Raw genomic sequence first — 23626 nt, 5'->3', positions numbered from 1 at the left:
GTCAGATTTCGGCGGTGCCGCGGAACACCAGCTCCGCCGGGCCGCTCAGGGAGACGTGCTCGCCGTCCTCGGCGGGGAACATCCGCACGCCGACGACGCCACCCGGCACCTCGACGCGCCAGTCGTTGGGCGCGCTCGCGCCCGCCCAGTGTCGGGTGGCGAGGGCGGCGGCGGCCGCGCCGGTGCCGCAGGAGAGCGTCTCTCCCACGCCGCGCTCGTGCACCCGCATGCGGATGCGCCCGACGGCGTCTTTGACGAGCGGGTCGGCGGGGAGCACCAGCTCGACATTGGTGCCGCCCTGGGGGTCGGGTTCGACGACGGGGATGTAGGCGAGATCCGCGTTCTCGAGCTCGCTCTCGTCGGCGACCGCGATCACGACGTGCGGGTTGGGGACGGTGATCGCGACGCCGGGCCGGGCGACGGGGAGGCTCTTGACGTGCACGAGCGGCTCGCCGCCCTCGAGTCGCCACCGGCCGAGGTCGACGGCGAACCCGTCGGTGGTGCGCTGGACGTCGCGCACTCCCCCGCGAGTGCCGATCGCGAGCGTGTCACCGGAGGCGAGCTCGGCGAGCCCCTCGTCGATCAGGAAGCGGGTGAACACGCGGATGCCGTTGCCGCACATCTCCGCGATGCTGCCGTCGGCGTTGCGGTAGTCCATGAACCACTCGGCATCGGCATCCTCGGCGAGAGCGTCGGCGCCGACGTCGATGCTGCGCGAGCGGACGGCCCGGAGCAGACCGTCGGCACCGACTCCGAAATGGCGGTCGCAGAGTGCGGCGACGTCGGCGGGCGTGAGGTCGAGTTCGCCGTCGGGGTCGGCGACGAGCACGAAGTCGTTGCCCGTGCCGTGGCCTTTGGTGAACGCGATCGTGGTCATGTCTCGAGTCTAGATTCCAGCAGCGCGAGCACTCGGCCGGCGGCGGCGGGGTCGCCGACGGGGATCCGGTGGGCGTCCCGGTAGCGTCCGAACCACGATCGTTGGCGTCGCACGTACCGCCAGGTGAGGGCGGTGGTGTCGTCGATCGCGTCAGCCCGCGTGCGGCGGCCCGCGAGCACGTCGATCGCCTGCGCGTAACCGATGGCGCGGGAGGCGGTCAGGCCTTCGGCGAGGCCGAGCGGAAGGAGTTGCTCGACCTCGTCGAGGAGCCCGTCGTCGAACATCGCCCGCGCGCGCTCGGCGAGCCGCTTCTTGAGCACCGGCCGCTCGGCGGGGTCGACGTCGAGCAGGGTGACGATCGTCGGCACCCGGTAGGGCGCCTCGTCCGGCAGGGTCGCGCTGTAGGGCTCGCCGGTGAACTCGATGACCTCGAGCGCCCGGATGACCCGACGACCGTTGGCGGGGTCGATGGTCAGGGCGGCGGTGGGGTCGGCCTCGCGGAGGCGTTCCCACATCGCCCCCGACCCGCGGTCGGCGAGCTCCCGTTCGAGTCGTTCGCGGATGACGTCGTCGGTGCCGGGGAATCGGAAGTCGTGCATCAGCGCGGAGATGTAAAGCCCCGAGCCGCCGACCAGGAGGGGCACGGCGCCGCGGGCTCTGATGTCGTCGACGGCGGCGCGGGCGAGCTCCTGATAGCCGGCGACGGTGGAGAGGTCGGTGACCTCGAGTACGTCGAGCAGGTGGTGCGGGATGCCGTGGCGCTCCTCGATCGGCAGCTTCGCGGTGCCGATGTCCATGCCGCGGTAGAGCTGCATCGCGTCGGCGTTGACCACCTCGGCGCGGAGGCCGCGGTCGCGGAGCGTCTCGGCGAGCTCGAGCGAGAGGGCGCTCTTGCCGGTACCGGTCGGGCCGCCGATGACGACGAGGGGCGGTGCGGTCACCGCCCGACGCGGAGCGTGGGCAGACCGAGCGACACGGTGCGCGCACCGCCTGCGCTCGGCGCCGCGGGCACGGCGCACGAGTCGGCCTCGGCGCGGTCCCAGGCGTCTCCGGCGCGGGTCGGGGTGATCCGCAGCGGCGCGACGTTCTCGGCGTCGGCGATGAGGTAGAACGGGGCCGCCTGAGTGACGACGGCGTCGACGAGGTCGCCCGGTCGCGGGATCGGCGAACCGGCGGGCACCTCGAAGTGCACGAGTCGGCTGTCTCGGGCGCGGCCGCTCATCCGGTGGGTCTCTCCGTCTTTGCGCCCTTCACCGGTGGCAACGAGGATCTCGACCGGGCGGCCGATCTGCGCCATGTTCTCCTCCCAGGAGATGCGTTCCTGCAGCGCGATGAGCCGCTCGTAGCGCTCCTGCACGACCTCCTTCGGGAGCTGGTCGGGCATCGTCGCCGCGGGGGTGCCCGGGCGGATGGAGTACTGGAAGGTGAAGGCCGTCGCGAATCGGGCCTGCTCGACGACCCGCAGGGTGTCCTCGAAGTCGGCGTCGGTCTCGCCCGGGAACCCCACGATGATGTCGGTCGAGATCGCCGCGTTCGGAATGCGTGCGCGCACCTTGTCGAGGATGCCGAGGAACTTCTCGGAGCGGTACGAACGGCGCATGGCCTTGAGGATCCGGTCGGATCCGGACTGCAGCGGCATGTGCAGCTGAGGCATGACGTTCGGCGTCTCGGCCATCGCGTCGATCACGTCGTCGGTGAAGGCGGCGGGGTGCGGGCTCGTGAAACGGATGCGCTGCAGGCCCTCGATCGCGCCGGCCGCGCGGAGGAGCTTGCCGAACGCCTGCCGGTCGCCGAACTCGACGCCGTAGGAGTTGACGTTCTGCCCGAGCAGGGTGACCTCGATGGCGCCGTCGTCGACGAGCGACTGGATCTCGGCCAGCACTTCGCCCGGCCGACGGTCCTTCTCCTTGCCACGCAAGGCGGGGACGATGCAGAAGGTGCAGGTGTTGTTGCAGCCGACCGAGATGGAGACCCATCCGCTGTACGTGGAGTCGCGTTTGGTCGGAAGGGTGGAGGGGAACACCTCGAGCGATTCGAGGATCTCGATCTGGGCCTCGTCGTTGTGACGTGCCCGCTCGAGCAGGCTCGGCAGGGAGCCCATGTTGTGGGTTCCGAAGACGACGTCCACCCAGGGCGCCTTCTCGAGGATGACGTTCTTGTCCTTCTGGGCGAGGCAGCCGCCGACCGCGATCTGCATGCCCGACCGCTGGCGCTTGACCGATGCGAGGTGTCCGAGGTTGCCGTAGAGCTTGTTGTCGGCGTTCTCGCGCACCGCGCAGGTGTTGATGACGACGACGTCGGCGTCGTCGCTCTCGGATCGGATGTAGCCGGCCGCTTCGAGGGATCCGCTCAGGCGTTCGGAGTCGTGCACGTTCATCTGGCAGCCGTAGGTGCGCACCGAATAGGTGCGGGGCGGCGCGAGCAGGTCGGTCATGATTCGGCCAGTGTAATCGCGGGCGAACAGGCCCTCTGCGGTGTCGAGCCGCGGGTCGCAGTGCGCCTAGTCGACGTCTGTCGCGTAGCGCTGCATGGCCTCGCCGACCGCATTGCGGGCGAGTTCGCCGGAGTAGCCGCGTCGGGCGAGCAGGGCGTACAGACGCCGCTCGGCCGTGCGCGGGTCGAGTGCCCGCAGGCTGCCGAGCTTGCGCACCGCGATCTCTTCGGCGCGCTCCCGTTCGCTCTCCTGATCGAGTTCGGCGAGGGCGTCTGCGTAGTCGTCCTGATCGATGCCTCGGCGGCGGAGCTCGGCGATGATCGCGGTGCGCCCCTTGCCTTTGCGCTCGGCCTCGATGCGGATGACCTCTTCCGCGAGACGCCGGTCGTCGAGGTAGCCGGCTCGACGGAGGCGCTCGACCTCGGGCGCGACCTGCTCGTCGGTGAAGCCCTTGTCCATCAACCGGGTGCGCACTTCGGACTCGGAAAGCCCTCGCCGAGCGAGCGCGGCGGTGCTGACGTTCTCGATGCGACGGGTGCTTTCGGCGCTCGACGCCTTGTCGTGTCGGGAGTTGTCCTGATGCCGGAGGACGCCCTCGGATCGAGGGATGTCGCCGCGACGACGCGGTGAGGCGTCGTTCTCGTCAGTCGTCTCGCGAGGCGTCGCGGCCTCGGGAGCGGCACCGAAGAGGTAGGTGACCGGAGCGATCCACTCCGCCTCACCGGCGTCGTCGCGGGTCATCGGCTCAGGCGCCCTTGCGCGCCGGCATCTTGGTCTCGATCGCGACGGGAGCCTCGTCGGGCACCGCGACGACAGGACCGACGCCGAGCTTCGCCTTGATCTTGGTCTCGATCTCGCGGGCGATGTCGGGGTTCTGCTTGAGGAAGTTACGGGCGTTCTCCTTGCCCTGCCCCAGCTGGTCGCCCTCGTAGGTGTACCAGGCGCCCGACTTCTTGACGATCAGGTGCTCGACACCGAAGTCGATGAGGCTGCCCTCCCAGCTGATGCCGGTGCCGTAGAGGATGTCGAACTCGGCCTGCTTGAACGGCGAGGCCATCTTGTTCTTCACGACCTTGACGCGGGTGCGGTTTCCGACGGCGTCGGCACCGTCCTTCAGCGTCTCGATGCGACGGATGTCGAGACGCACCGAGGCGTAGAACTTGAGCGCCTTACCACCGGCGGTGGTCTCGGGGCTGCCGAAGAACACACCGATCTTCTCGCGGAGCTGGTTGATGAAGATGGCGGTGGTCTTCGTCTGGTTGAGACCACCGGTCAGCTTGCGCAGCGCCTGCGACATGAGTCGCGCCTGCAGGCCGACGTGCGAGTCGCCCATGTCGCCTTCGAGTTCGGCGCGGGGCACGAGGGCGGCGACGGAGTCGATGACGACGAGGTCGATGGCGCCGGAGCGCACCAGCATGTCGGCGATCTCGAGCGCCTGCTCACCGGTGTCGGGCTGCGACACCAGCAGAGCGTCGATGTCGACACCCAGCTTCTTCGCGTACTCGGGGTCGAGCGCGTGCTCGGCGTCGACGAAGGCGGCGATGCCGCCGGCACGCTGCGTGTTCGCGATGGCGTGCAGGGTGAGCGTCGTCTTACCCGACGACTCGGGGCCGTAGATCTCGATGATGCGGCCGCGGGGCAGACCGCCGATGCCGAGTGCGACGTCGAGCGCGATCGACCCCGTGGGGATCACCTCGACCGGGGCGCGCTCGTCACTGCCCAGGCGCATTACCGATCCCTTGCCGAACTGACGATCGATCTGGGCGAGGGCGGTTTCGAGGGCCTTCTCGCGGTCGGCTGCTGATGGCATTGCGGTCTCCTGTTCGGTGTGCCCTCGCACGCGGTGAGAGGACGGGCGGTGCGCCTATAGGCTGTCGCGTCGGTCGTGCGGGACGACCTGCGACAAGGCTCAGTGGACGAGAACTCGTTCTGCCTCGACGGTAGACAGAGCCACCGACATCGCATGCCGGACGACCCCTATCCGTGGAGACGGGACGAGACCTGCCACCTGTGCAGGACATTACGCCCGTTCGAAACTATCTTCGAGAGGCGGAGGCGGCGTGTCGCCTGCGAATCCTTTCGCCGTCCGGAGGGCGCGTCAGCGAGGGTCGGGACGACCTCTGCCGTGCCAGCGTTCGAGCGGCACGTCGTTCTCGCGGCAGAGCGCCGACCACACCTGCGACGCCGACCATCCGGCCGCGAGCGCCTCCTCGGCGGTGAGGCCCCCGACGGCCCCGAGGTTCATCTCTCGAACGAGCGCCTTGCCGCGGGCGGTGCCGAACTCTTCGGCGACGGCGAGGCGGAACTCACTCAACTGCATCGAAGAAGGATTCCTTTCATCAGCGCGGGAGGCCGGGAGTGCTCCGACATGCGGAAAGCCCCGCACGAAGCGGGGCTTTCCGGGTGATGGACGGGCCGGATCAGCGGGCGACCAAGTCGGCGTCAAGATCCTTCGAGAAGGAGTCCTTCGAGAAGGATTCGCCGGCGTACCGCTCGCCGAAGTCGGCGGGAAGCGCATCGGGGACGTCGATGCCCTCGATCACTGCGAGACGGTCTCCGACCTCGCGCATGATGACCGAGATGGGAGTGTCGAGCGCGTCCGCGACGGAGGCGAGGATTTCGGACGAGGCCTCTTTCTGACCCCGCTCGACCTCACTGAGGTAGCCGAGCGCGACGCTCGCCTTGCTGGCCACCTGGCGGAGGGTGCGGCCCTTCTGCAGGCGGAAGTCCCGCAGAACGTCGCCGAGCTCCTGACGAACTAGAACCATGTGACCCTCCTCACGTCTGAAGATTTCGCGGTGCCGGAACGGACACCGTACTGCGATCGATTCCCAAACCCTAATGAGAGGGATTGAGTATTGCTTGTGAACACGTCATCTGTAACCGGACCGAAACCTGAGTTATTCCGACTCAACCCGGCGGATGCTGCGGAGTCTGCCTGTTGCTCAGTCCGACCGTCTCGATGACGAGTTCGAGGGCCGCGACGACGCTCCGGCCGCGCACCCGAGCCCTGTCTCCCTCGATCTGCAGGCCGCGCACCTCGGTGCGGCCGGCCATGACCACGGCGACGTACACCTCGCCCGGCAGGTGCCCGTCCTGCGAGTCGGGGCCCGCGACCCCCGTCGTCGCGATGCCGATGTCGGCTCCGCAGCGCTCCCGCACGCCCGCCGCCATCATCAGCGCCACGTCGGGATGGATGGGGCCGTGCTCGCCGAGCAGCGCGGCGTCGACTCCGAGCAGGTCGTGCTTGAGCGGGGTGGCGTAGGCGACGATCGCGCCGCGCACGGTGCGTGATGCGCCCGGTACCTCGATCAGCGCGGAGGCGACGAGCCCGCCGGTCAGCGACTCGGCGACGGCGACGGTCAGGCCCCGGGCGACGAGACCGTGCACGACATCGGCGGCGACGCGCTCGACCGGGTCGCCGCTCATCTCGATCGACCGAGCCGCCAGGCCTGCACCAGGTAGTCGATGCCGGTGGCGACCGTGAGCAGCAACGCGATCGACATCAGCGCGGTGTTCACCCCGTCGATCCAGGGCACCCCGGCGGCCCAGCCGAGATCGCGTGCGACCTCCGCGAATGGGGCGAGAGCGAACGAGATCGCCACAGCCTGGAAGACGGTCTTCAGCTTGCCGCCGCGTGACGCGGGGATGACCCGGTCTCGGAGAACCGCGAAGCGGAACGCGGTGATGCCGAGCTCGCGCACCAGGATGAGGGCGGTGACCCACCACGGCAGCTCGGCGAGGATCGACAGCCCGACGAGCGCTCCCCCGGTCAGCACCTTGTCGGCGATGGGGTCGAGCAGGATGCCGACGTTGGTGACGAGGTTGCGGCGGCGCGCGAGCATGCCGTCGACGCCGTCGGTCGCGATGCCGACGACGAACAGGGCCGTCGCCACCCACCGCAGCGCGCCGCCGTCTCCGGCGTCGATCAGCAGCAGGGTCAGGAAGACGGGGGCGAAGAGGATGCGGACCGCGGTGATGATGTTCGCGACGTTGCCGTCGCTCGCCTTGGTGTCGCCGGACTGCAGCACCCGGCCGCGAGCGCGTTCGACGACCTTGGCCTGACCGCGCTCGTACTGGGCGCGCGCTTTGCGCATCGCCTCGCCCTTGGGGCCGTTGCCACCGGGTTCTCGCGCCTCGCCGCTCACGTTCGTCGTCTCTCCCCTGCGGTCGGCCCGGTGTGCGCGTCCTCGCGCGTGCCGTCTTCGGCGAGTTTACCGTTCGAGGTCCCCGGTCACCCGGCACGCGACTCGGGGTCGACACGGACCGCTCCGAGGGGGAGCATCGCACCATGGCGCCATCGCACCGCGGAGCGTGGAGTTCGGCGATCCCCGTACTCCGGATCGGGGACGAGACCGTCGCGCGGCGCTTCTACGTCGAGGGGCTCCGTTTCGCGGTGGTGTTCGAGCATCGTTTCGCCCCCGGACTCCCCCTCTACCTGCGGGTGCACCGAGACGGCTGCGTCCTCGATCTCTCCATGCATGCAGGAGACGGACCCTTCGGTGGGGCGGTCTGGCTCACCGTCCCCGACGTCCACGCCGTAGTGGCAGAGCTGAACGCCTCGGGCATCCGCCACTCCGGCGTCGATGAGGACGCCCCGGGCGGGCCCACCGTCGACGTCTCGGATCCGTTCGGCAACGTCCTCAGACTCTGTCAGTCGTCGGGCGTCGGGAACGTCGGCTAGTCGCGGCCGGTGAGACCCCAGGCGTCCTCGTCGGCGTCGCCGTCGACGACCTCGAGGCCCTCGAACTGCGCGTCGACCGGGTCGGGAAGCGCGGGCTGCGCGGGAGCGGGCGACGCTCCGGCGGGTGCCGACGCGGCGGGGGCTCCACCACCGGATGCGGGAGGTTCCTCGCCCTTCAGCTTGGCGAGGACCTGCGGCAGCTGCTCGGCGGTGACGAGCAGGTCGCGGGCCTTCGACCCTTCGGACGGGCCGACGATCTCGCGCGACTCGAGGAGGTCCATGAGTCGCCCGGCCTTCGCGAAGCCGACACGGAGCTTGCGCTGCAGCATCGACGTCGACCCGAATTGCGAGGTGATGACGAGCTCCGCCGCCTGCAGCAGCAGGTCGAGGTCGTCGCCGATGTCGGCGTCGATCTGCTTCTTCTCGGCGACCTCGGCGACGTCCTGACGGTACTCGGGACGCGCCTGCTTCGTGACGTGTTCGACGACCCGATTGATCTCGTCCTCTTTGACCCACGCGCCCTGCACGCGGACGGGCTTCGACGCCCCCATCGGCAGGAAGAGTCCGTCACCCTGTCCGATGAGCTTGTCGGCGCCGGGCTGGTCGAGGATGACGCGCGAGTCGGTGACGCTCGTCACCGCGAACGCGAGTCGTGAGGGCACGTTGGCCTTGATGAGGCCGGTGACGACGTCGACGGACGGGCGCTGCGTCGCGAGCACCAGGTGGATGCCCGAGGCACGGGCCAGCTGGGTGATGCGCACGATCGAGTCTTCGACGTCGCGCGGGGCGACCATCATGAGGTCGGCGAGCTCGTCGACGACGACGAGGAGGTACGGGTAGGGCTTCAGCTTCCGCTCGCTGCCGGGAGGCAGGATGATCTCGTTCGCGATGACGGCCTTGTTGAAGTCGTCGATGTGACGGAAGCCGAACGACGCGAGGTCGTCGTAGCGCATGTCCATCTCCTTCACGACCCACTGCAGCGCTTCGGCCGCCTTCTTGGGGTTCGTGATGATGGGCGTGATCAGGTGCGGGACACCCGTGTACGGCGCGAGTTCGACGCGCTTCGGGTCGATGAGCACCATGCGCACCTCGTCGGGTCGGGCCCGCATGAGGAGGGAGGTGATCATCGAGTTCACGAAGCTCGACTTACCGGAGCCGGTCGATCCGGCGACGAGGAGGTGGGGCATCTTCGCGAGGTTCGCGACGACGAATCCGCCTTCGACGTCCTTGCCGACGCCGATGGTCATCGGGTGGTTGCTGCTCACTGCGGCTTTCGAGCGCAGCACGTCGCCGAGCGACACGATCTCGCGGTCGGTGTTGGGGATCTCGACGCCGATGGCGCTCTTGCCGGGGATCGGCGAGAGGATGCGGACCTCGTTGCTCGCGACCGCATAGGAGATGTTCTTGCTGAGCGCGGTGACGCGTTCGACTTTGACGCCGGGGCCGACCTCGACCTCGTAGCGGGTGACCGTAGGCCCGCGGGAGAAGCCGGTGACCTTCGCGTCGACGCCGAACTGGGTGAGGACGCTGGTGATGGAGGCGACCGCTTCGTCGTTCGCCGCCGACCGCGTCTTCGCGACGTCGCCCGGTGACAGCGACGTGGCGGGCGGGAGGCGGTAGGGCCCGCTCGGCAGGGGTGCGGCCATGACCGCGTCTCCCCCGTCATCGATCGGCAGCTGCGGCTCGGGCTCGACGGGCCGGATGATCTCGGTGGCGCCGGCGGAGTCGTCGCGGATGCCGGTCGAGCCCATCGCGACCTCCCCGGTCGCCTTCGCACCCGCCTCTTCGGCTTTCAGCATGTCTTCGAGGAGCTCGATGCCGAAGTCGACGCTCTCGTTGGGAGCCTGCACCGCTCCGGGCGCTCCCGACTCGGGGGCGGCGGGGCCGTCGATGACCTCGGTGAAGGAGTTCGGCACGATAGGCGTGTCGTAGGCCGGTTCGGCCTCGCGGCCGGTCTTGTTGCGCCGCCACCAGGGCAGGCTCGCCTCGTCTTCGGGGCCGTCGACGTCGAAGATGTGCAGTCCGGTCGACTCTTCGCCGTCGGCCTTGTCCTTCGCCTTCGACTTGGATCTCGACCCGCCGGTCGCGGGAGCCGGCGCGGCGTCCTCGGGCTTCTCGGCACCGAAGAGGTAGCCGTAGAGGGCGCTCAGCCGTTCGGGCAGCTTGTTGGGCGGGGTCTTGGTGACGATGAAGAGCGAAAGGACGCCGAGCAGCACGATCACGAGCGTGGCGCCCGCGGGCGTGATGATCGCGACCAGCGGCCCGCCGATCAGCCAGCCGAACACCCCGCCGCTCAGCGCGACGCGGTCGATGCCGTCCCACGGTGCCACCTGGCCGCCGTAGACGTAGCAGAGCCCGGAGATGGAGACGAGCAGCAAGGCGAGACCGACGCCGATCCGCCCGTTGTCGTTGACGGAGCTCGGGTGGCGGAACAGCCAGATCGCGAAGACGAAGAAGATGACGGGCAGCGCGAAGGCGAGCCGCCCGAAGAGGCCGCCGAAGGTCCACGCGTCGAGGGTGCGGGCGATCGGCTCGTTGACGAGGAACCATTCGACGACGGCTCCGGCGACGGCGAGGACGAGCAGCAGGAAGGGGAACCCGTCGCGACGCTGCTCCTTCTGCAGACCCTCGGGGCCGAACACGCGGGCGGCGCCGCCCGCAACGTGGGCCATACCGAGCCACATCTTCGTCAGCGGGCCTTCGGGCTCCTGGACGACGGGCATCTTGCGGGTGCGCGCGGAGGTGCTGTTGCCCGTGGCGCGCGACCGCGTGGCGGCGCCACTGCGCGCGGTCGTGCGGGCACGACTAGTCGACTTGCTGCTCCCAGCCATGCGCTCCACCATACGGCGGCCCTCCCCGGCGGCCCGGCTGACACGCTCGCGCCGGCGCGAGCGGTCAGCCGGGGTTCAGCGGGCGGCGCGGACCATGATGTCGGCCGTGTCGTTCGAGCTGACCGTCACGAAGCCCTCGCTGATGTAGAGGCGCTGCGCGAAGTTGCCGCGTTCGACGCTCAACGCGACGCGAGGGTGACCGGCGGCGATCGACTTCTCGAGCACGGCCCGGAGCATCGTCCGGCCCACTCCCTGCGCACGCCAGACGGGACGCACCCCCAGCGTGATCTCGGGCACTCCGGGCACGGCCGCCAGACCGGGGCGATCGGCGGGGAACAGCCGGTACCAGCACGCGCCGATCGGGTCGCCTTCGCCGTCGACCGCGAGGACTCCCGCGTCGCCCGGTCGGGGCCACGAGGCGATGTAGCGGCGACGCACCGGATCGGCGAGCACGGCGACGCGCGGCCGCTGCCGGTCGGAGTCCCAATTCGCCGCCTCGACGAGGGCCTCCGTCAGCGCGAGGGCGTCGCCCGAGCCGGCGTCGCGAATCCGATATCCGCTCACCCGTGGAAGTCTGCCATCGTTGGGCGGATGAGCACACGTCGGATCCCTTGGCAGGACGGCCGGTGGTCGCATCCGCCCGTCGCGCAGCATTCCGAGGGCGACGCGCTCGTCGCGACCGCGGCCGAGGGCAGCGACGCGTGGCGGACGACCTCGTACGGGTTCCTACACGACAGCGAGCACGCCCTCCTCGCCCCGATCGTCCAGGACAGCGCCGTCGAGGTGACCTTCATCGCCGCGTTCGCGGAACAGTTCGATCAGGCGGGGGTGTTCCTGCGGGCGGCCGGTGGGGCGTGGCTCAAGGCGGGCGTCGAATTCGCGGACGGCGTGCCGCAGCTGGGCGCCGTCGTCACGCACGGGCGCTCGGACTGGTCGGTGGCCCCCGTCCCGGAGTGGGCGGGACGACGCGTCACAGTGCGCGCGAGCTGGGCGGACGACGCCGTGACCGTGCGCGCTCGAGTCGACGACGACGCATTCCGGCTCGTCCGGGTGGCGCCCTGGGTCGACGAGCCGACCGAGGCGGGCCCCTTCCTCTGCGCGCCGACCCGCCCCGGACTCGAGGTCCGCTTCACCGACTGGCGGGTCACCACCGCCGACGCGTCCCTGCACTGATGCGTCGGGCACGCGATCAGTAGCGGATCGCGTCGATCACCTTCACCCGTACCGCCACGAGGGCGGGGATCAGACCGGCGAGGGCGCCGACGACGGTCGCGGCGATGAGCCCCGTGAGCGCCGCCTCGACCGGGAACGGCGGAAGGTCCGCGACGCCCTGACCGATGAAATCCTCGGTGATCGGGTTCTTCACCACCAGCACCGCGAGCATCACTCCGACCACACCCGCGACGACGGTGGCCACGATGCTCTCCATCATCACCGCGAAGAACACGCGCGCGGCGGTCGCGCCGAAGGTGCGCCGGATACCGATCTCGCGGATCCGCGACCGCACCGTCACGAGGGCGATGTTGACGAGACCGAGCGCGCCGAGGGCGAGCACGAGGAGGGCGATGCCGCCGACGATGAGCTGCACCTGCCGCAGCGACTCGGCGCTCTGCTCCGCGAAGTCGCTGCGGTAGACGTCGATCTGGACGCCGTCGCCGAGGCTCGGCGCGAGGTCGGCGGGAAGACGCGCGGTGAGCGCGTCGGAGAGGTCCGGCGGCACCCACAGCTCGTACTGCGGCGGCCCGTACTGCTCGGCGAGCGCATCGCCCTGCACCGCCCGCGCCTGGGCACCGAGCATGAACATCGACGGGAACTCGTCGTAGGTCGGCGACGGGGTGACGCCGACGATGACCGCGGTCGCATCCGGTTGGCCGCTCAGCAGGATCGTCGGATGGGTGCGCAGGTCGGGCGAGCCGATCCGCTCCCAGAAGCGCTCATTGACGACGAGGGCCGGGGCGAGCCGCGCGGCGTCGGCCTCGGTGAACCAGGATCCCGTGAGCAGCTCGATACGGTGCATCTCGCCGTACGGCACGGACACGGTCTGCATCTGCACCTGCTCGCGCCCGTCCGGGAAGCGGACCTCCTGCTGACCGTAGCCGTGCTCGCTCGCATAGGCGATGTCGTAGCGTTCGGCGGCGCCGAAGAAGGCCTCGTCTAGCGCATCCGCCGCGATCGGGCTGCCGTCGAGCGTGTAGGCGCTGACCCCGAGCGTCGCCGCCCGACCGGATGAGCGCTCGCTCTGCTCCCGCAGGGTCTGCTCGGCGATGCCGCCCGCGGCGACGACGACGGTGAGCGCACTGACGGCCACGCCGACACCGATCAGCGACAGCAGCACGCGGCCCCTGTGCACGCGGACCTCGGACCACGCCTCGACCCCGGCGGCGGCGACCGCCGTCGCCGTGCGCGACAGCCAGCTCACGGCGCGACCACCATCTCATCGACGGATCGCAGGTGACCGGCGTCGAGACGGTAGTGACGAGTCGACCGTGCCGCGACGGCGACGTCGTGCGTGATGGTGACGAGCGCCGCATCCGTGTCGTCGGCGACTCGCTCGAGGAGCTCCATGACCGACTGACCGGTGCCGAGATCGAGGGCGCCGGTCGGTTCGTCCGCGAGGATCAACCGGGGCCGTCGCACCAGTGCACGGGCGATCGCGACGCGCTGCTGCTCACCGCCCGACAGCTTGTCGGGTGTCGAATCGAGACGGTGTCCGAGTCCGACGTTCTCGAGCATCCTCGTCGCGATCGCGCGACGTCGCCAGAACCCTGCGCCGGGTTCGTAGAGCAGCGGCGTCATCACATTCTCGAGCGCCGTCCGCCCCGGGAGCAGGTTGAACTGCTGGAAGACGAAGCCGATGCTCGCGCCGCGCAGGCGGTCGCGACGGGCGCTCGACAGCGCGCGCACGGGCTGCTCGTCGAAGAGGATCTCGCCCGTGGTCGGGGCGTCGATCAGGCCGAGCAGGTTCAGCAGCGTCGACTTGCCCGATCCCGATCGTCCGACGACCGAGATGCGGTCGCCCGGGTCGACGACGAGGTCGACGCCGGTGAGGATGGTGAGGGTCTCCTCGGAGGGGAGCAGCACCGACCGTGTGACGCCCTCGGCGCGGAGGATGCTCACCGCATGATCCCGGCGCCGCAGATCATGCTGCCGCTGCCGTCGTCGAAGCAGTCCTCGCCGCTCGGCGCCGCCGCGTTCGGAGTGAACATGAGGATCTCCTCCCCCTCGGTCAGCCCCTCGACGACCTCGACGAGGGTGCCGTCGGAGAGTCCGAGTGTGACGGGGCGCTGCTCCTGCATTCCGTCGGCACCGGTCACGTAGACGACGCCGGTGCCCGATCCGCCCTCGACGGCGGTCGTCGGTACGACGAGGACGTTCTCGGCGGTGCCGGCGGGGATGGTGAGCGAGGCGGTGAGGCCAGGGAACACCGTCACATCGCCGGGTACCGCGCAGCGCACGGTGGTGCCGCTGCCCGTGCCCGTACCGACGCCCGGGTCGCCCTGGTCATCGGGTTGCGAGGTGGTGCCGTTGGTGATGGTGAGGCCGGTGCAGACGAACGGGGCGGGGCCGCCCGCGATCGTCACCGTCGCCTCGGTCGGCCGGTCGAGGAGCCGGTACTGCTGTGCCGGCTCGAGCGCGCCCGACACCGAAAAGGTGGGCGGTGCCACCTGTCCGGTCGCGTCTCCGACGGTGACGGCCTGCCCGTGGAGCACCGTCAGCGAGGTGAGAACCCCGCTAATGGGTGCCAGCACCTGCTGGAAGGTGATGAGCGGCTTCGGCTGGGTGATCTGGATGAGCCCGTCGGGACCGGTCGTCTCGACCGGGTCGCGGGGCGTCTCGATCTTGATGTCGTAGAGCGGGTCACCCTGAGCGACCGCGGCACCCTGCTGCACGAACAGCTCGTCGACCGTCCCCACGGCGACCGCCTTCACGGCGACGGCAGGGTCGGCCGACACCGTGCCCTGCACCGCGACGTCGTTCACGATGGTGCCGCGCTCGACGACGGTGACCGGGTCGGTGATTGACCCGGTCGGCACAGCGGGTCCGTCGGCGTCGGCGGGTTCGGCGAAGAACGCCAGCTTCACGAGCGCCACCGCGATCGCGGCGATCAGCGCGATCCGGAGGATCGGGAAGATCCACTTGCGCCACACGCCCACCGATGCCTCCTCACGGGCGCCCCCGCGGCCGCACCGCCCTCGACGCTATCGGGAGGCGGCGCGAACGCGAATCATCCTCGGGACGGACTCGCCGGTCCGCGGGGATGAACGAGGGGCGACCGGAGGGTCAGCCCTCGATGACGATCGGCACGATCATCGGACGACGGCGGTGCTTCGTGTTCACCCACCGGCCGACGGTGCGCCGCACGACCTGCGAGAGCGCGTGCGTGTCGCGGGTGCCGTTCTCGGCGGCGTCGATGAGGGCCTGACGGATCTTCGGCACCACCTCGGCGAAGATCTTCTCGTCGGGCGCGAAGCCGCGCGCGTGCACCTCGGGCCCCGCGATGATGTGACCGGTCTGCGTGTCGACGACGGTGAAGATCGAGATGAAGCCCTCCTCGGCGAGGATGCGGCGATCCTTGAGGTCGGCTTCGCCGATCTCGCCGACGCTCGAGCCGTCGACGTAGACCATGCCGATGTCGATCTGGCCGACGACGCGGGCGACGTGGTCCTTGAGGTCGACGACGGTGCCGTTGCCGCCGACGATCGTGTTCTCCTCGGGGATGCCGGTGTCGCGCGCGAGCTTCGCGTTGGCGACGAGGTGCCGGTACTCGCCGTGCACCGGCATCACGTTCGCGGGCTTCAGGATGTTGTAGACGTAGAGCAGCTCGCCGGCGGCCGCGTGGCCCGACACGTGCACCTTCGCGTTGGCCTTGTGCACGACATTCGCGCCCAGCTTCGTGAGGCCGTTGATCACGCGGTACACCGCGTTCTCGTTGCCGGGGATGAGGCTTGAGGCGAGGATCACCGTGTCGCCCTCGCCGATCTCGATCTGGTGCTCGAGGTTCGCCATGCGAGCGAGGACCGCCATCGGCTCGCCCTGCGAGCCGGTCGACATGTAGACGATCTTGTCGTCGGGCAGGTCGGCGGCCCGCTTTGAGTCGATCAGCACGCCCTCGGGCACCTTCAGATAGCCGAGGTCGGCGGCGATGCCCATGTTGCGCACCATGCTTCGGCCGACGAGTGCGACACGACGGCCGTGCGCGGCGGCGGCATCCAGAACCTGCTGCACCCGGTGGACGTGACTCGAGAAGCTCGCGACGATGACCCGGCGGGGCGCCTGGCCGATGACCTGCTCGAGCACGGGGCCGATCGCCCGCTCCAGCGGAGTGAAGCCGGGCACGTCGGCGTTCGTCGAGTCGACGAGGAACAGGTCGACGCCCGCCTCCCCGAGACGCGCGAAGGCACGGAGGTCGGTGAGCCGGTCGTCGAGGGGCAGCTGGTCCATCTTGAAGTCGCCGGTGTGCAACACGACGCCGGCCTCGGTCTTGATGGCGACCGCGAGAGCATCCGGGATGGAGTGGTTGACCGCGACGAACTCGAGCTCGAACGGCCCCAGCTGCTCGGTCTGGCCTTCGGCGACGGTGAGGCTGTACGGCTTGATGCGGTGCTCTTTGAGCTTCGCCTCGACGAGCGCGAGGGTGAGCGAGCTGCCGATGAGCGGGATGTCCTCGCGGATCTTCAGCAGGTACGGGACCGCCCCGATGTGGTCCTCGTGGCCGTGGGTGAGCACGATGCCGACCACGTCGCCGAGACGCTTTCGCACCGGCGCGAAGTCGGGGAGGATCAGGTCGACGCCCGGCTGATCCGCCTCGGGGAACAGCACCCCCGCGTCGACGATCAGCAGCTTGCCGTTGATCTCGAAGACCGTCATGTTGCGGCCCACCTCGCCGAGGCCGCCGAGCGGGATGATCCGCAGGGTGCCGTCTTCGAGGGCGGGCGGGTCGAGAAGAGTGTCGTCCAAAGGGCGCTCCTTATCCGGACGCGCCCCTTCGGGTGCGTCCTGTTGCCGCCTCGTGGCGGGATGTGAAGTTGTCGTCGCTGCCGAGCCGTCGGCTCAGCGTGTGGTGCCGGCCACCTTCGGCAGGGCACCGCCGGCGGCCGCGTTGCGGTCGGGCCGGAACTTCTTGAAGTCGACTCCCGGGATTTTGCCGACCAGGTCGATCTCGTCCTCGATCAGGGCGGCCTCCCACTCTTCGGGACCGACGAGCGGAAGGCGGACGCGCGGAGATCCGATGCGGCCGAGGCCGTGCAGGATGTACTTCGCGGCGACCGTGCCGGGAACGTGCGTCATCGTGGCGCGCACCAGCGGCTCCAGCGCCTGGTGCATGGCCGTCGCGGTGGTGAGGTCGCCCGCGTTCACCGCGTCGATCATGGTGCGGTACGGGGCCGGCGCGATATTGGCGGTGACGCCGATGAGTCCGCTCGCGCCGATCGCGAGGTGCGGCAGCACGTTGGCGTCGTCGCCCGAGAAGTAGAGCAGATCGGTCTGGTTGAGCACGCGGCTGACCTCGCTGAAGTCGCCCTTCGCGTCCTTCACCGCGAGCACGTTGGGGTGCTTCGCGATACGCAGGATCGTCTCGTACTTGATCGGCACTCCCGTGCGGCCCGGGATGTCGTAAAGGATCACCGGAAGGTCGGTCGAGTCGGCGACCATCCGGAAGTGGGTGAGGATGCCCGCCTGCGTGGGCTTGTTGTAGTACGGCGTGACGATCATGATGCCGTCGGCGCCGACCTTCTCGCTCTTCTTGTAGAGCTCGATGGCGTGCGCGGTCTCGTTGGAGCCGCCTCCGGTGATGATCTTCGCGCGGCCGGCCGCGACGTCCTTGCCGACCTCGACGAGGCGGACCTTCTCGGGGTCGGTCAGCGTGCTGGTCTCACCCGTGGTCCCGGTGACCACGATGCCGTCGGCACCGTTGCTGATGACGTCGTCGATATGCTTCTCGACTCCCGGCCAGTCGACTTCGCCGTCGGCGGTGAAGGGCGTGACCAGGGCGACCAGCACCTGGCCGAACGGATTCTCGGGCGCAGACACGCCCCAAGGCTATCGGTTCCGCCCCACCCCTCCCGCCTCCCCCCTTCTCCTCACTCGCGCTTTCCCGCACAACCGCTGCTGCCCTCAACCCGCTCCCCCACACCGGTGTCTGACCAAATGCAGGAGATTTTGCGTCCGAGGTCCGATTTCGCGCTGTTTCGAGGCGAAATGGCCAAAATCTCCTGCATTTGGTCAGAGATCGGGTCCTCCCCACCGTCCGGTCAGGGCGAGGGCTGCACAACTTCCACGAGGGCAGCCCTCCCGATCAGTCCCCGCCGCGACAGTGAGCGCGTGGAAGACGTGAACAGATTCATCGAGGACCGTGGTGCCCTCGCGGCGACCTATGAGCTGCATCGCTTCGGAATGGGGCGGGCCGATATCGCCGACGCGGTCAGGGCCGGCGCGATCACGCGGATCAGGCAGGGGTGGTACGGCAACCCGTGGCTCGAACCGTCGGCTCAGCAGGCGGCTCGCGTCGGTGGGCAGCTGACCTGCAGCAGCGGCGCGGAGTTCTGGGGACTGTGGCTGCCGCGACACGCGAGATCGTTGCACGTCGGCCTCGACCCGCACACGGCTCGCCTTCGCACGCGCACCAGCTACCGGACACGGCTCGACCCGCGCGACTCCACCGTCGACCTGCACTGGACCGGAGTCGACACCTCACGATCTCGAGTGGTCGCACCGCCACTCGAGTGCCTCGCTCAGATCGCTCGATGTCATCCGTCCGAGTTCGCTCTCGTGGCCGCGGAGTCGGCGCTCCATCACGGATTCATCAGCGAGGAGGAGTGGGAGCGCACGGTGGCGAGCTCACCCGGTCGGGTGAGGAAGGCGCTTCCCCGTGCCGGCTCGCTGTCGGGTAGCGGGATCGAATCGCTGTTCGTCACACGCATGCGGCGACTCGGACTGGCCGTGAGACAGCAGGTCTTCATCAACGGCGTCGGGTACGTCGACGCTGTGATCGGGGACTCCCTCGTGGTCGAACTGGACGGCCAGGCCTACCACCGCGACGACGCGCGCGACCGACGTCGCGACGCGGTGTCGAGCATCCAGGGCTACCGAGTTCTCCGCTTCTTGGCGAAGCAGGTGACCGACGACTGGGAGCTGGTCCAGAGCGCGGTGCTCGCCGCAGTAGCCCGCGGTGATCACCTGCATCCGCCGCACCGGCCACCCCGCTGACCAAATGCAGGAGATTTCGAACGAATCAGCCGATTCTGGGGTCCGATGCGGCCGTCGGCGCCAAAATCTCCTGCATTTGGTCAGAGACCTAGCGGGACAGCGGCGGCGGGAGGCGGCGACCGAGGTCGGTCAGGGGGCGACGCGGCCGTTCTTGTTGAAGGCGTCGTAGGTCAGGGGCATGAGGCCCGCCCACAGGTTCTCCATCTTCTCGGCGACCATCTCGATCTCGCGCTGCGGGAACGACGGGAAGTGGCTGCCCTCGCGCTTGGTGCGCAGACTCACGAAGTTCATCAGCGACCGCGCGTTCACCGTCACGTACATCGACGAGTACAGGCTCAGCGGCAGGACGATGCGCGCGACCTCGCGGGCGACGCCGGCGTCGAGCATCGCCTGATACGACTCGTAGGCGTGGGTCGCGACCGCGCGCGCCTGGTCGTCGACCAGCGCGGTCATCTCGGGGGTGCCGGGCTCGAAGTCGTATGCGCCCGGCTTGCCGACCTGCACGAGGCGGCGCTCGGCGGAAGGCACGTAGAAGACGGGACGCAGCTCGCGGTAGCGTCCCGACTCCTCGTTGTACGACGCGATGCGGTGCCGCATGAACTCGCGGAACACGAAGATCGGCGCCTGCACGTAAAAGGTCATCGAATTGTGCTCGAACGGGGATCCGTGCCGGTCGCGCATCAGATAGTTGATGAGCCCGCGGTCGCGCTTCTCATCGGCCTCGACACCCTCCTGGGCCGCTTCGAGGGTCTTCTCACCCTGCGTCGACACGCGTGCCGCGAACAGCACATCCGAGTCGTGCGCACTCGATCGGACGAGTTCGACGGTCATGTCACTGCGGAACTGGATCTCGTGTTCGGAAGGCACGGCTGAAGCCTAGCCCGCAGGCCGCGCCCGGTCCGGGGACGTGCCGAAGCGACGCGGGCGACCTTCGCCGCGCACGCTTAGGCTCTACGACATGGCGGCCCCTAAGCGCGTTCCCGTTCCCCCCGCCAGACCGGTGGCCCCGAAGCCGGCTCCCGCGGCGCCCGCCCCGACGGCCCCTGCGGATCCCGCGCTTCCCGACACGCCGACGACACCGGCCGCTCCGCCGGCCGCAGCTCCGCGCTCCACTCGGCCCGCCGCACGGGAGGCGACTGCGCCGACCGGCACCACCAAGCGCCCATCCGCCGCGAAGACTCCCGCTCCGCGACCGGCGCCGCGGCCCCGGCCTGCACCCGGCGACTCGATGCGCGTGCTCATCGCCGGCGCGAGCGGCCTCATCGGCACCGAATTGCAGAAGCAGCTGACCGCCGCAGGGCACGAGGTGCGCACCCTCGTCCGCCGCGAACCCCGCACCCCCACCGAGTTCACGTGGGCGCCGGATGCGAAGATCCTCGATTTCCGCCTGCTCGAAGAGGTCGACGCCGTCGTGAATCTGTCGGGCGCCTCACTGAACAAGCTGCCGTGGACGAAGGGGTACCGCGAGCAGATCCTGCGCTCGCGCATCAAGGCGACTCAGGCGCTCGTCGAGGCGATGGGGATGGTCGCGAGCCCGCCGCCGGTGTTCCTCAGCGGCTCGGCCGTCGGTATCTACGGCGACCGCCCCGGCGTCCGGCTCACCGACGAGGCGCCGCGCGGTGAGGGGTTCCTCGCCGATGTCGTCTCCGCCTGGGAGAGCGCGGCTCTCCTCGCCCCCGACCGCACCCGCACCGTGCTGCTGCGCACCGGTCTCGTGCTCGCTCCGCGTGGCGGCGCACTCGACCCGCTGCGCCTGCTGACCCGGCTCGGCGTCTCGGGTCCGCTCGGCACCGGTGGCCAGAACTGGCCGTGGATCTCACTGCATGATGAGGCAGCCGCGATCGTGCATCTGCTGACCTCGGAGCTCGAGGGCGCCGTGAACCTGGCAGGGCCCACCCCCGCGACGGCATCCCGCATCGGATCGCGCCTTGCCGAGGATCTCCACCGCCCGTATGCGTTCCGTGTTCCCGAACGCGTCATCGAGCTGGCGCTGCAGGACGCCGGCCGTGAGCTGCTGCTCGCCAGCCAGAAGGTCGTGCCCGCACGGCTCCTCGCCGACGGTTTCGTGTTCCGTCACGAGACCAGCGATCAGGCGATCGACGCGGTCAGCTGAGCGCGGTACGCGCGTTCAAGCTCAGGCGCGGCGTTCGCGGCCTTCGAGCCCGATCGCCTCGCGGATCGCCTGCCGCGCTCGACGCCGGTCGCCGCTCGCGTCGTAGGCGAGTCCGAGCCGGAACCACGCGCGCCACGACTCGGGCTCACGCTCCACGGCCTCCCGGTACACGGGGAACTCCTCGTCGGCGGCCTCCCGGATCGGACGACCGCTGGCACGTCGGGGCAAGTCGTCGACGGGGAGCGCCCCCTCACCGTCGAGACGGTCGGCGAGCTGCTGCGCTCGGAAGCCGAAGATGAGCTCGCGCACCAGCGCCCAGCCGCCGATCAGCGGCAGCACGAGCAGCGCGATGCCGATCGCGACGGCGACCGGTTCGCCGGCGGCGATGAACATGACGGCCCGCCAGCCGAGCAACGCGATGTAGACGCCGAGCAGCAGCGCCATCCCGAGCGCGGCGGCGAACGTCGCGCGACCCGACCGAGTCATCGCCGACTCACGGCGAAGTCGAGGCGGTCTGACCGGACGGCGCGTCGGCGATCGGCGCGTCGTCGTCCGTTGCGGCGTCGGCGTCGAGTCCGAGCAGGGGGCCGAGCCCCACGACGACACCGCGGACGCTGCGCACGGCGCCGAGGGCAAGGGTGATGCCCTTGGTGTAGGCGTCGGACGAGTAGGTGTCGTGCGTGATGGTCAGCACTTCGCCGACGCCGCCGAAGAGCACCTCCTGCTTCGCGAGCAGTCCGCGCAGCCGCAGCGAGTGGACCGGGATGCTCGCCACCTGCTGGCCGCGGGCGCGCTGGTCGACGTGAGGGGCACCGACGGGCCCGAGGTCGATGCGGGCCGCGCTCATCGCTTCGGCGGTGCGCACCGCCGTGCCGGAGGGCGAGTCGATCTTGCCGGCGTGGTGCGCCTCGACGATCTCGATCGAGTCGAAGTAGCGGGCGGCGAGGGCGGCGAAGTGCGAGCCGAGCACCGATCCGACCGAGAAGTTGGGGACGACGATCGCGCCCGTCCCGCGCTCGGCGACCGCGCGCGTCAGACTGTCGATCCGCTCGCGCGACCACCCCGAGGTGCCGACGATCACGGGTATGCCCTGCTCGACGGCGTGGTCGACGACCGACTGCGAGACCTGCGGCAGCGTGAAGTCGACGACGATGTCGGCACCGTCCATGTCGGAAAGGTCGTCGCGGGAGCCGATAGCGGCGAAGAGCTCGAATCCGTCGGTCGCGTCGACGATGCCGGTGACGAGGCGTCCCATGGTGCCGTTCGCGCCGACAACCGCGACTTTCGAGACGGCGTTGTATGAACCCGCGGCTCCGCCGCCGACGTCAGAGACCATGCCGCAAGCCTATCTGCGGGTGGGCGGAGGCACCGGTTCGCGGACCGTAGGCTCAGTGGATGCTGTTCGAGGAGACCGGGGTCGACTCCCCCGACGCCGCACTGCTGCTCGACGAGTACTTCACGAGCCGCGAGCTCGGGTTCACCGGCGGAAAATACCTGCGGTCGCGTCCCGACCCGGCCGTGTTCACTCCCCCAGCGGGAGTCTTCCTCGTTCTGCGTGACGACGAGCAGCTGCTCGGCTGCGGCGGCGTGCGGCGCATCCCGGACACCGACGACGGCGCGGTCCGATACGAGATCAAGCACCTCTACCTTCGCCCCGAGACCCGGGGACGCGGCTTCGGGAAGCGCCTGCTCGCGGAGCTGGAGTCGCGCGCTGCAGGGTTCGGGGCGACCCGCGTCGTGCTCGACACGAACGCCTCCCTCCTCGCCGCGGGTGGCCTCTACCGCTCGAGCGGCTACAACGAGGTCGCCCCGTACAACGACAACCCGAACGCGACCCACTGGTACGCGAAGGAGCTGTAGCCGACCGCCGCGTCGTCGCCTAGAAGGGCTGGGCCTCGGGGAGGCCTGTGCGCAGTTCGGCGGGCAGGTGCGCCAGGTCGTTGTGGGTCACGAGCACCGGCGGCTTCGCGGAGCGGACGCGGATGATCGTGAGACCCGCGTTGGCCTGGTTGAGGCCGAGCCACCGCCACTGCGGCGCGTCGAAGACGTGGCGCACGAACCAGCCGATCACGAAGTTGTGCGTGATCAGGAGGTCGTGCCGATCTTCGCGGGCAGGGGCGAAGAACTCGTCGACCGCGTCGGCCATCTGCGCCGTGCCCGCCTCGATCTCGGCAGGAGTGATGGAGTGGAAGAACGACTGGAACGCGTGCGGCATGTCGGGCGACGGGCCGGACGGGATGCAGTCGAACAGCAGCGCCGACGGCTGCAACGACAGCGACGGCATCACCTCGCGGAACACCTGAGCGGTCTCCTCGGCGCGACGCAGCGGCGAGTGCCAGGCGGCGTTGAACGGCACACCGCTGAGACGACGCGCGATCAGCTCCGCCTGCCGGCGACCACGCGGCGACAGGGGGCCGTCGGGCATGCCGTGCTCGGCGTCGAGCTGCTCGCCGTGGCGGACCAGATAGAGGTAATGCGCCAT

General features: G+C 69.7%; 25 protein-coding genes. 5 read left to right on the top strand and 20 right to left on the bottom strand.

Translation table 11 applies throughout. The features are described from left to right. Window position 1: 1 nt before the first annotated feature. The 9 genes from dapF to pgsA all read right to left on the bottom strand — a co-directional run bounded on the left by dapF (window position 2) and on the right by pgsA (window position 7459). Entirely contained in the window at window positions 2-877 is an 876-nt protein-coding gene (gene dapF / locus NGH83_RS04995) for a diaminopimelate epimerase (protein WP_251857966.1), read from the bottom strand. Beyond that, on the bottom strand, window positions 874-1818 hold the full coding sequence (miaA, locus tag NGH83_RS04990; RefSeq protein WP_251857965.1) for a tRNA (adenosine(37)-N6)-dimethylallyltransferase MiaA: 945 nt from the start codon (window positions 1816-1818) through the stop codon (window positions 874-876). The genes dapF and miaA overlap by 4 nt, the downstream gene beginning before the upstream one ends. After that, a complete protein-coding gene (gene miaB / locus NGH83_RS04985) occupies window positions 1815-3311 on the bottom strand; it encodes a tRNA (N6-isopentenyl adenosine(37)-C2)-methylthiotransferase MiaB (RefSeq protein ID WP_251857964.1) in 1497 nt (498 codons plus the stop codon). The genes miaA and miaB overlap by 4 nt, the downstream gene beginning before the upstream one ends. A gap of 66 nt (window positions 3312-3377) precedes the next feature. Beyond that, the gene (locus tag NGH83_RS04980) at window positions 3378-4052 is read right to left on the bottom strand and encodes a regulatory protein RecX (protein ID WP_251857963.1); all 675 of its coding nucleotides are present in this window, start codon (window positions 4050-4052) and stop codon (window positions 3378-3380) included. Between the two features lie 4 nt (window positions 4053-4056). Continuing rightward, a complete protein-coding gene (gene recA, locus NGH83_RS04975; protein ID WP_251857962.1) occupies window positions 4057-5121 on the bottom strand; it encodes a recombinase RecA in 1065 nt (354 codons plus the stop codon). Window positions 5122-5409: 288 nt separating this feature from the next. Then, window positions 5410-5631: a DUF3046 domain-containing protein gene (locus tag NGH83_RS04970; protein ID WP_251857961.1), complete on the bottom strand. Its 222-nt coding sequence runs from the start codon at window positions 5629-5631 to the stop codon at window positions 5410-5412. 100 nt (window positions 5632-5731) lie between these two features. After that, window positions 5732-6079, bottom strand: coding sequence for a helix-turn-helix domain-containing protein (locus NGH83_RS04965; protein WP_251857960.1), 348 nt, complete (start codon window positions 6077-6079; stop codon window positions 5732-5734). Window positions 6080-6221: 142 nt separating this feature from the next. Continuing rightward, the gene (locus NGH83_RS04960; protein ID WP_251857959.1) at window positions 6222-6740 is read right to left on the bottom strand and encodes a CinA family protein; all 519 of its coding nucleotides are present in this window, start codon (window positions 6738-6740) and stop codon (window positions 6222-6224) included. After that, window positions 6737-7459, bottom strand: a complete 723-nt coding sequence (gene pgsA / locus NGH83_RS04955; protein WP_251857958.1) for a CDP-diacylglycerol--glycerol-3-phosphate 3-phosphatidyltransferase — start codon at window positions 7457-7459, stop codon at window positions 6737-6739. The genes NGH83_RS04960 and pgsA overlap by 4 nt, the downstream gene beginning before the upstream one ends. 143 nt (window positions 7460-7602) lie before the next feature. Here pgsA and NGH83_RS04950 point away from each other — a divergent pair, with 143 nt between their 5' ends. After that, window positions 7603-7995, top strand: a complete 393-nt coding sequence (locus tag NGH83_RS04950; RefSeq protein ID WP_251857957.1) for a glyoxalase superfamily protein — start codon at window positions 7603-7605, stop codon at window positions 7993-7995. Here NGH83_RS04950 and NGH83_RS04945 read toward each other — a convergent pair. Further along, window positions 7992-10826 carry a DNA translocase FtsK gene (locus tag NGH83_RS04945; protein WP_251857956.1) on the bottom strand — a complete coding sequence of 945 codons (2835 nt, stop codon included), beginning with the start codon at window positions 10824-10826 and terminating at the stop codon, window positions 7992-7994. The genes NGH83_RS04950 and NGH83_RS04945 overlap by 4 nt on opposite strands. Before the next feature lie 75 nt (window positions 10827-10901). Beyond that, window positions 10902-11390: a GNAT family N-acetyltransferase gene (locus NGH83_RS04940; protein WP_251857955.1), complete on the bottom strand. Its 489-nt coding sequence runs from the start codon at window positions 11388-11390 to the stop codon at window positions 10902-10904. Between the two features lie 27 nt (window positions 11391-11417). On the opposite strand from NGH83_RS04940, the gene NGH83_RS04935 reads away from it, so the two are divergent. Further along, on the top strand, window positions 11418-11999 hold the full coding sequence (locus NGH83_RS04935) for a DUF1349 domain-containing protein (protein ID WP_251857954.1): 582 nt from the start codon (window positions 11418-11420) through the stop codon (window positions 11997-11999). 16 nt (window positions 12000-12015) lie between these two features. Here the strand turns inward: NGH83_RS04935 and NGH83_RS04930 are convergent, their stop codons facing one another. The 5 genes from NGH83_RS04930 to dapA form a co-directional block, all read right to left on the bottom strand. After that, a complete protein-coding gene (locus NGH83_RS04930; RefSeq protein ID WP_251857953.1) occupies window positions 12016-13245 on the bottom strand; it encodes an ABC transporter permease in 1230 nt (409 codons plus the stop codon). Further along, on the bottom strand, window positions 13242-13943 hold the full coding sequence (locus NGH83_RS04925; protein ID WP_251857952.1) for an ABC transporter ATP-binding protein: 702 nt from the start codon (window positions 13941-13943) through the stop codon (window positions 13242-13244). The genes NGH83_RS04930 and NGH83_RS04925 overlap by 4 nt, the downstream gene beginning before the upstream one ends. Continuing rightward, window positions 13940-14980 (bottom strand): efflux RND transporter periplasmic adaptor subunit, encoded by a 1041-nt coding sequence (locus tag NGH83_RS04920; RefSeq protein ID WP_251857951.1) that lies wholly within the window; start codon window positions 14978-14980, stop codon window positions 13940-13942. Before NGH83_RS04920 ends, NGH83_RS04925 begins: the two co-directional genes overlap by 4 nt. Before the next feature lie 127 nt (window positions 14981-15107). Then, window positions 15108-16784: a ribonuclease J gene (locus NGH83_RS04915; RefSeq protein WP_251857950.1), complete on the bottom strand. Its 1677-nt coding sequence runs from the start codon at window positions 16782-16784 to the stop codon at window positions 15108-15110. Between the two features lie 93 nt (window positions 16785-16877). Next, window positions 16878-17855 (bottom strand): 4-hydroxy-tetrahydrodipicolinate synthase, encoded by a 978-nt coding sequence (gene dapA, locus NGH83_RS04910; protein ID WP_251857949.1) that lies wholly within the window; start codon window positions 17853-17855, stop codon window positions 16878-16880. Between the two features lie 291 nt (window positions 17856-18146). Between dapA and NGH83_RS04905 the strand changes: the two genes are divergently transcribed. After that, window positions 18147-19031 (top strand): DUF559 domain-containing protein, encoded by an 885-nt coding sequence (locus NGH83_RS04905; RefSeq protein WP_251857948.1) that lies wholly within the window; start codon window positions 18147-18149, stop codon window positions 19029-19031. A gap of 129 nt (window positions 19032-19160) precedes the next feature. Here NGH83_RS04905 and thyX read toward each other — a convergent pair whose 3' ends face one another. After that, a complete protein-coding gene (gene thyX, locus NGH83_RS04900; protein ID WP_251858455.1) occupies window positions 19161-19862 on the bottom strand; it encodes an FAD-dependent thymidylate synthase in 702 nt (233 codons plus the stop codon). A gap of 127 nt (window positions 19863-19989) precedes the next feature. Here thyX and NGH83_RS04895 point away from each other — a divergent pair, with 127 nt between their 5' ends. Then, window positions 19990-21144 carry a TIGR01777 family oxidoreductase gene (locus tag NGH83_RS04895; protein WP_371872753.1) on the top strand — a complete coding sequence of 385 codons (1155 nt, stop codon included), beginning with the start codon at window positions 19990-19992 and terminating at the stop codon, window positions 21142-21144. Between the two features lie 21 nt (window positions 21145-21165). On the opposite strand, the gene NGH83_RS04890 is transcribed toward NGH83_RS04895, so the two are convergent. Beyond that, the gene (locus NGH83_RS04890; RefSeq protein WP_251857947.1) at window positions 21166-21630 is read right to left on the bottom strand and encodes a tetratricopeptide repeat protein; all 465 of its coding nucleotides are present in this window, start codon (window positions 21628-21630) and stop codon (window positions 21166-21168) included. A gap of 7 nt (window positions 21631-21637) precedes the next feature. Further along, complete coding sequence (gene dapB / locus NGH83_RS04885; protein WP_251857946.1) at window positions 21638-22480, bottom strand: 4-hydroxy-tetrahydrodipicolinate reductase; 843 nt, start codon at window positions 22478-22480, stop codon at window positions 21638-21640. 59 nt (window positions 22481-22539) lie between these two features. On the opposite strand from dapB, the gene NGH83_RS04880 reads away from it, so the two are divergent. After that, window positions 22540-23004, top strand: a complete 465-nt coding sequence (locus NGH83_RS04880) for a GNAT family N-acetyltransferase (RefSeq protein WP_251857945.1) — start codon at window positions 22540-22542, stop codon at window positions 23002-23004. Between the two features lie 19 nt (window positions 23005-23023). On the opposite strand, the gene NGH83_RS04875 is transcribed toward NGH83_RS04880, so the two are convergent. Further along, window positions 23024-23626: a histidine phosphatase family protein gene (locus NGH83_RS04875; protein WP_251857944.1), complete on the bottom strand. Its 603-nt coding sequence runs from the start codon at window positions 23624-23626 to the stop codon at window positions 23024-23026.

The organism is Herbiconiux sp. L3-i23, from assembly GCF_023734115.1.
Classification (GTDB): Bacteria; Actinomycetota; Actinomycetes; order Actinomycetales; family Microbacteriaceae; genus Naasia.
Note: the sequence above shows the minus strand (reverse complement) of the source record. Positions and strands in the feature narration are given on the sequence as shown.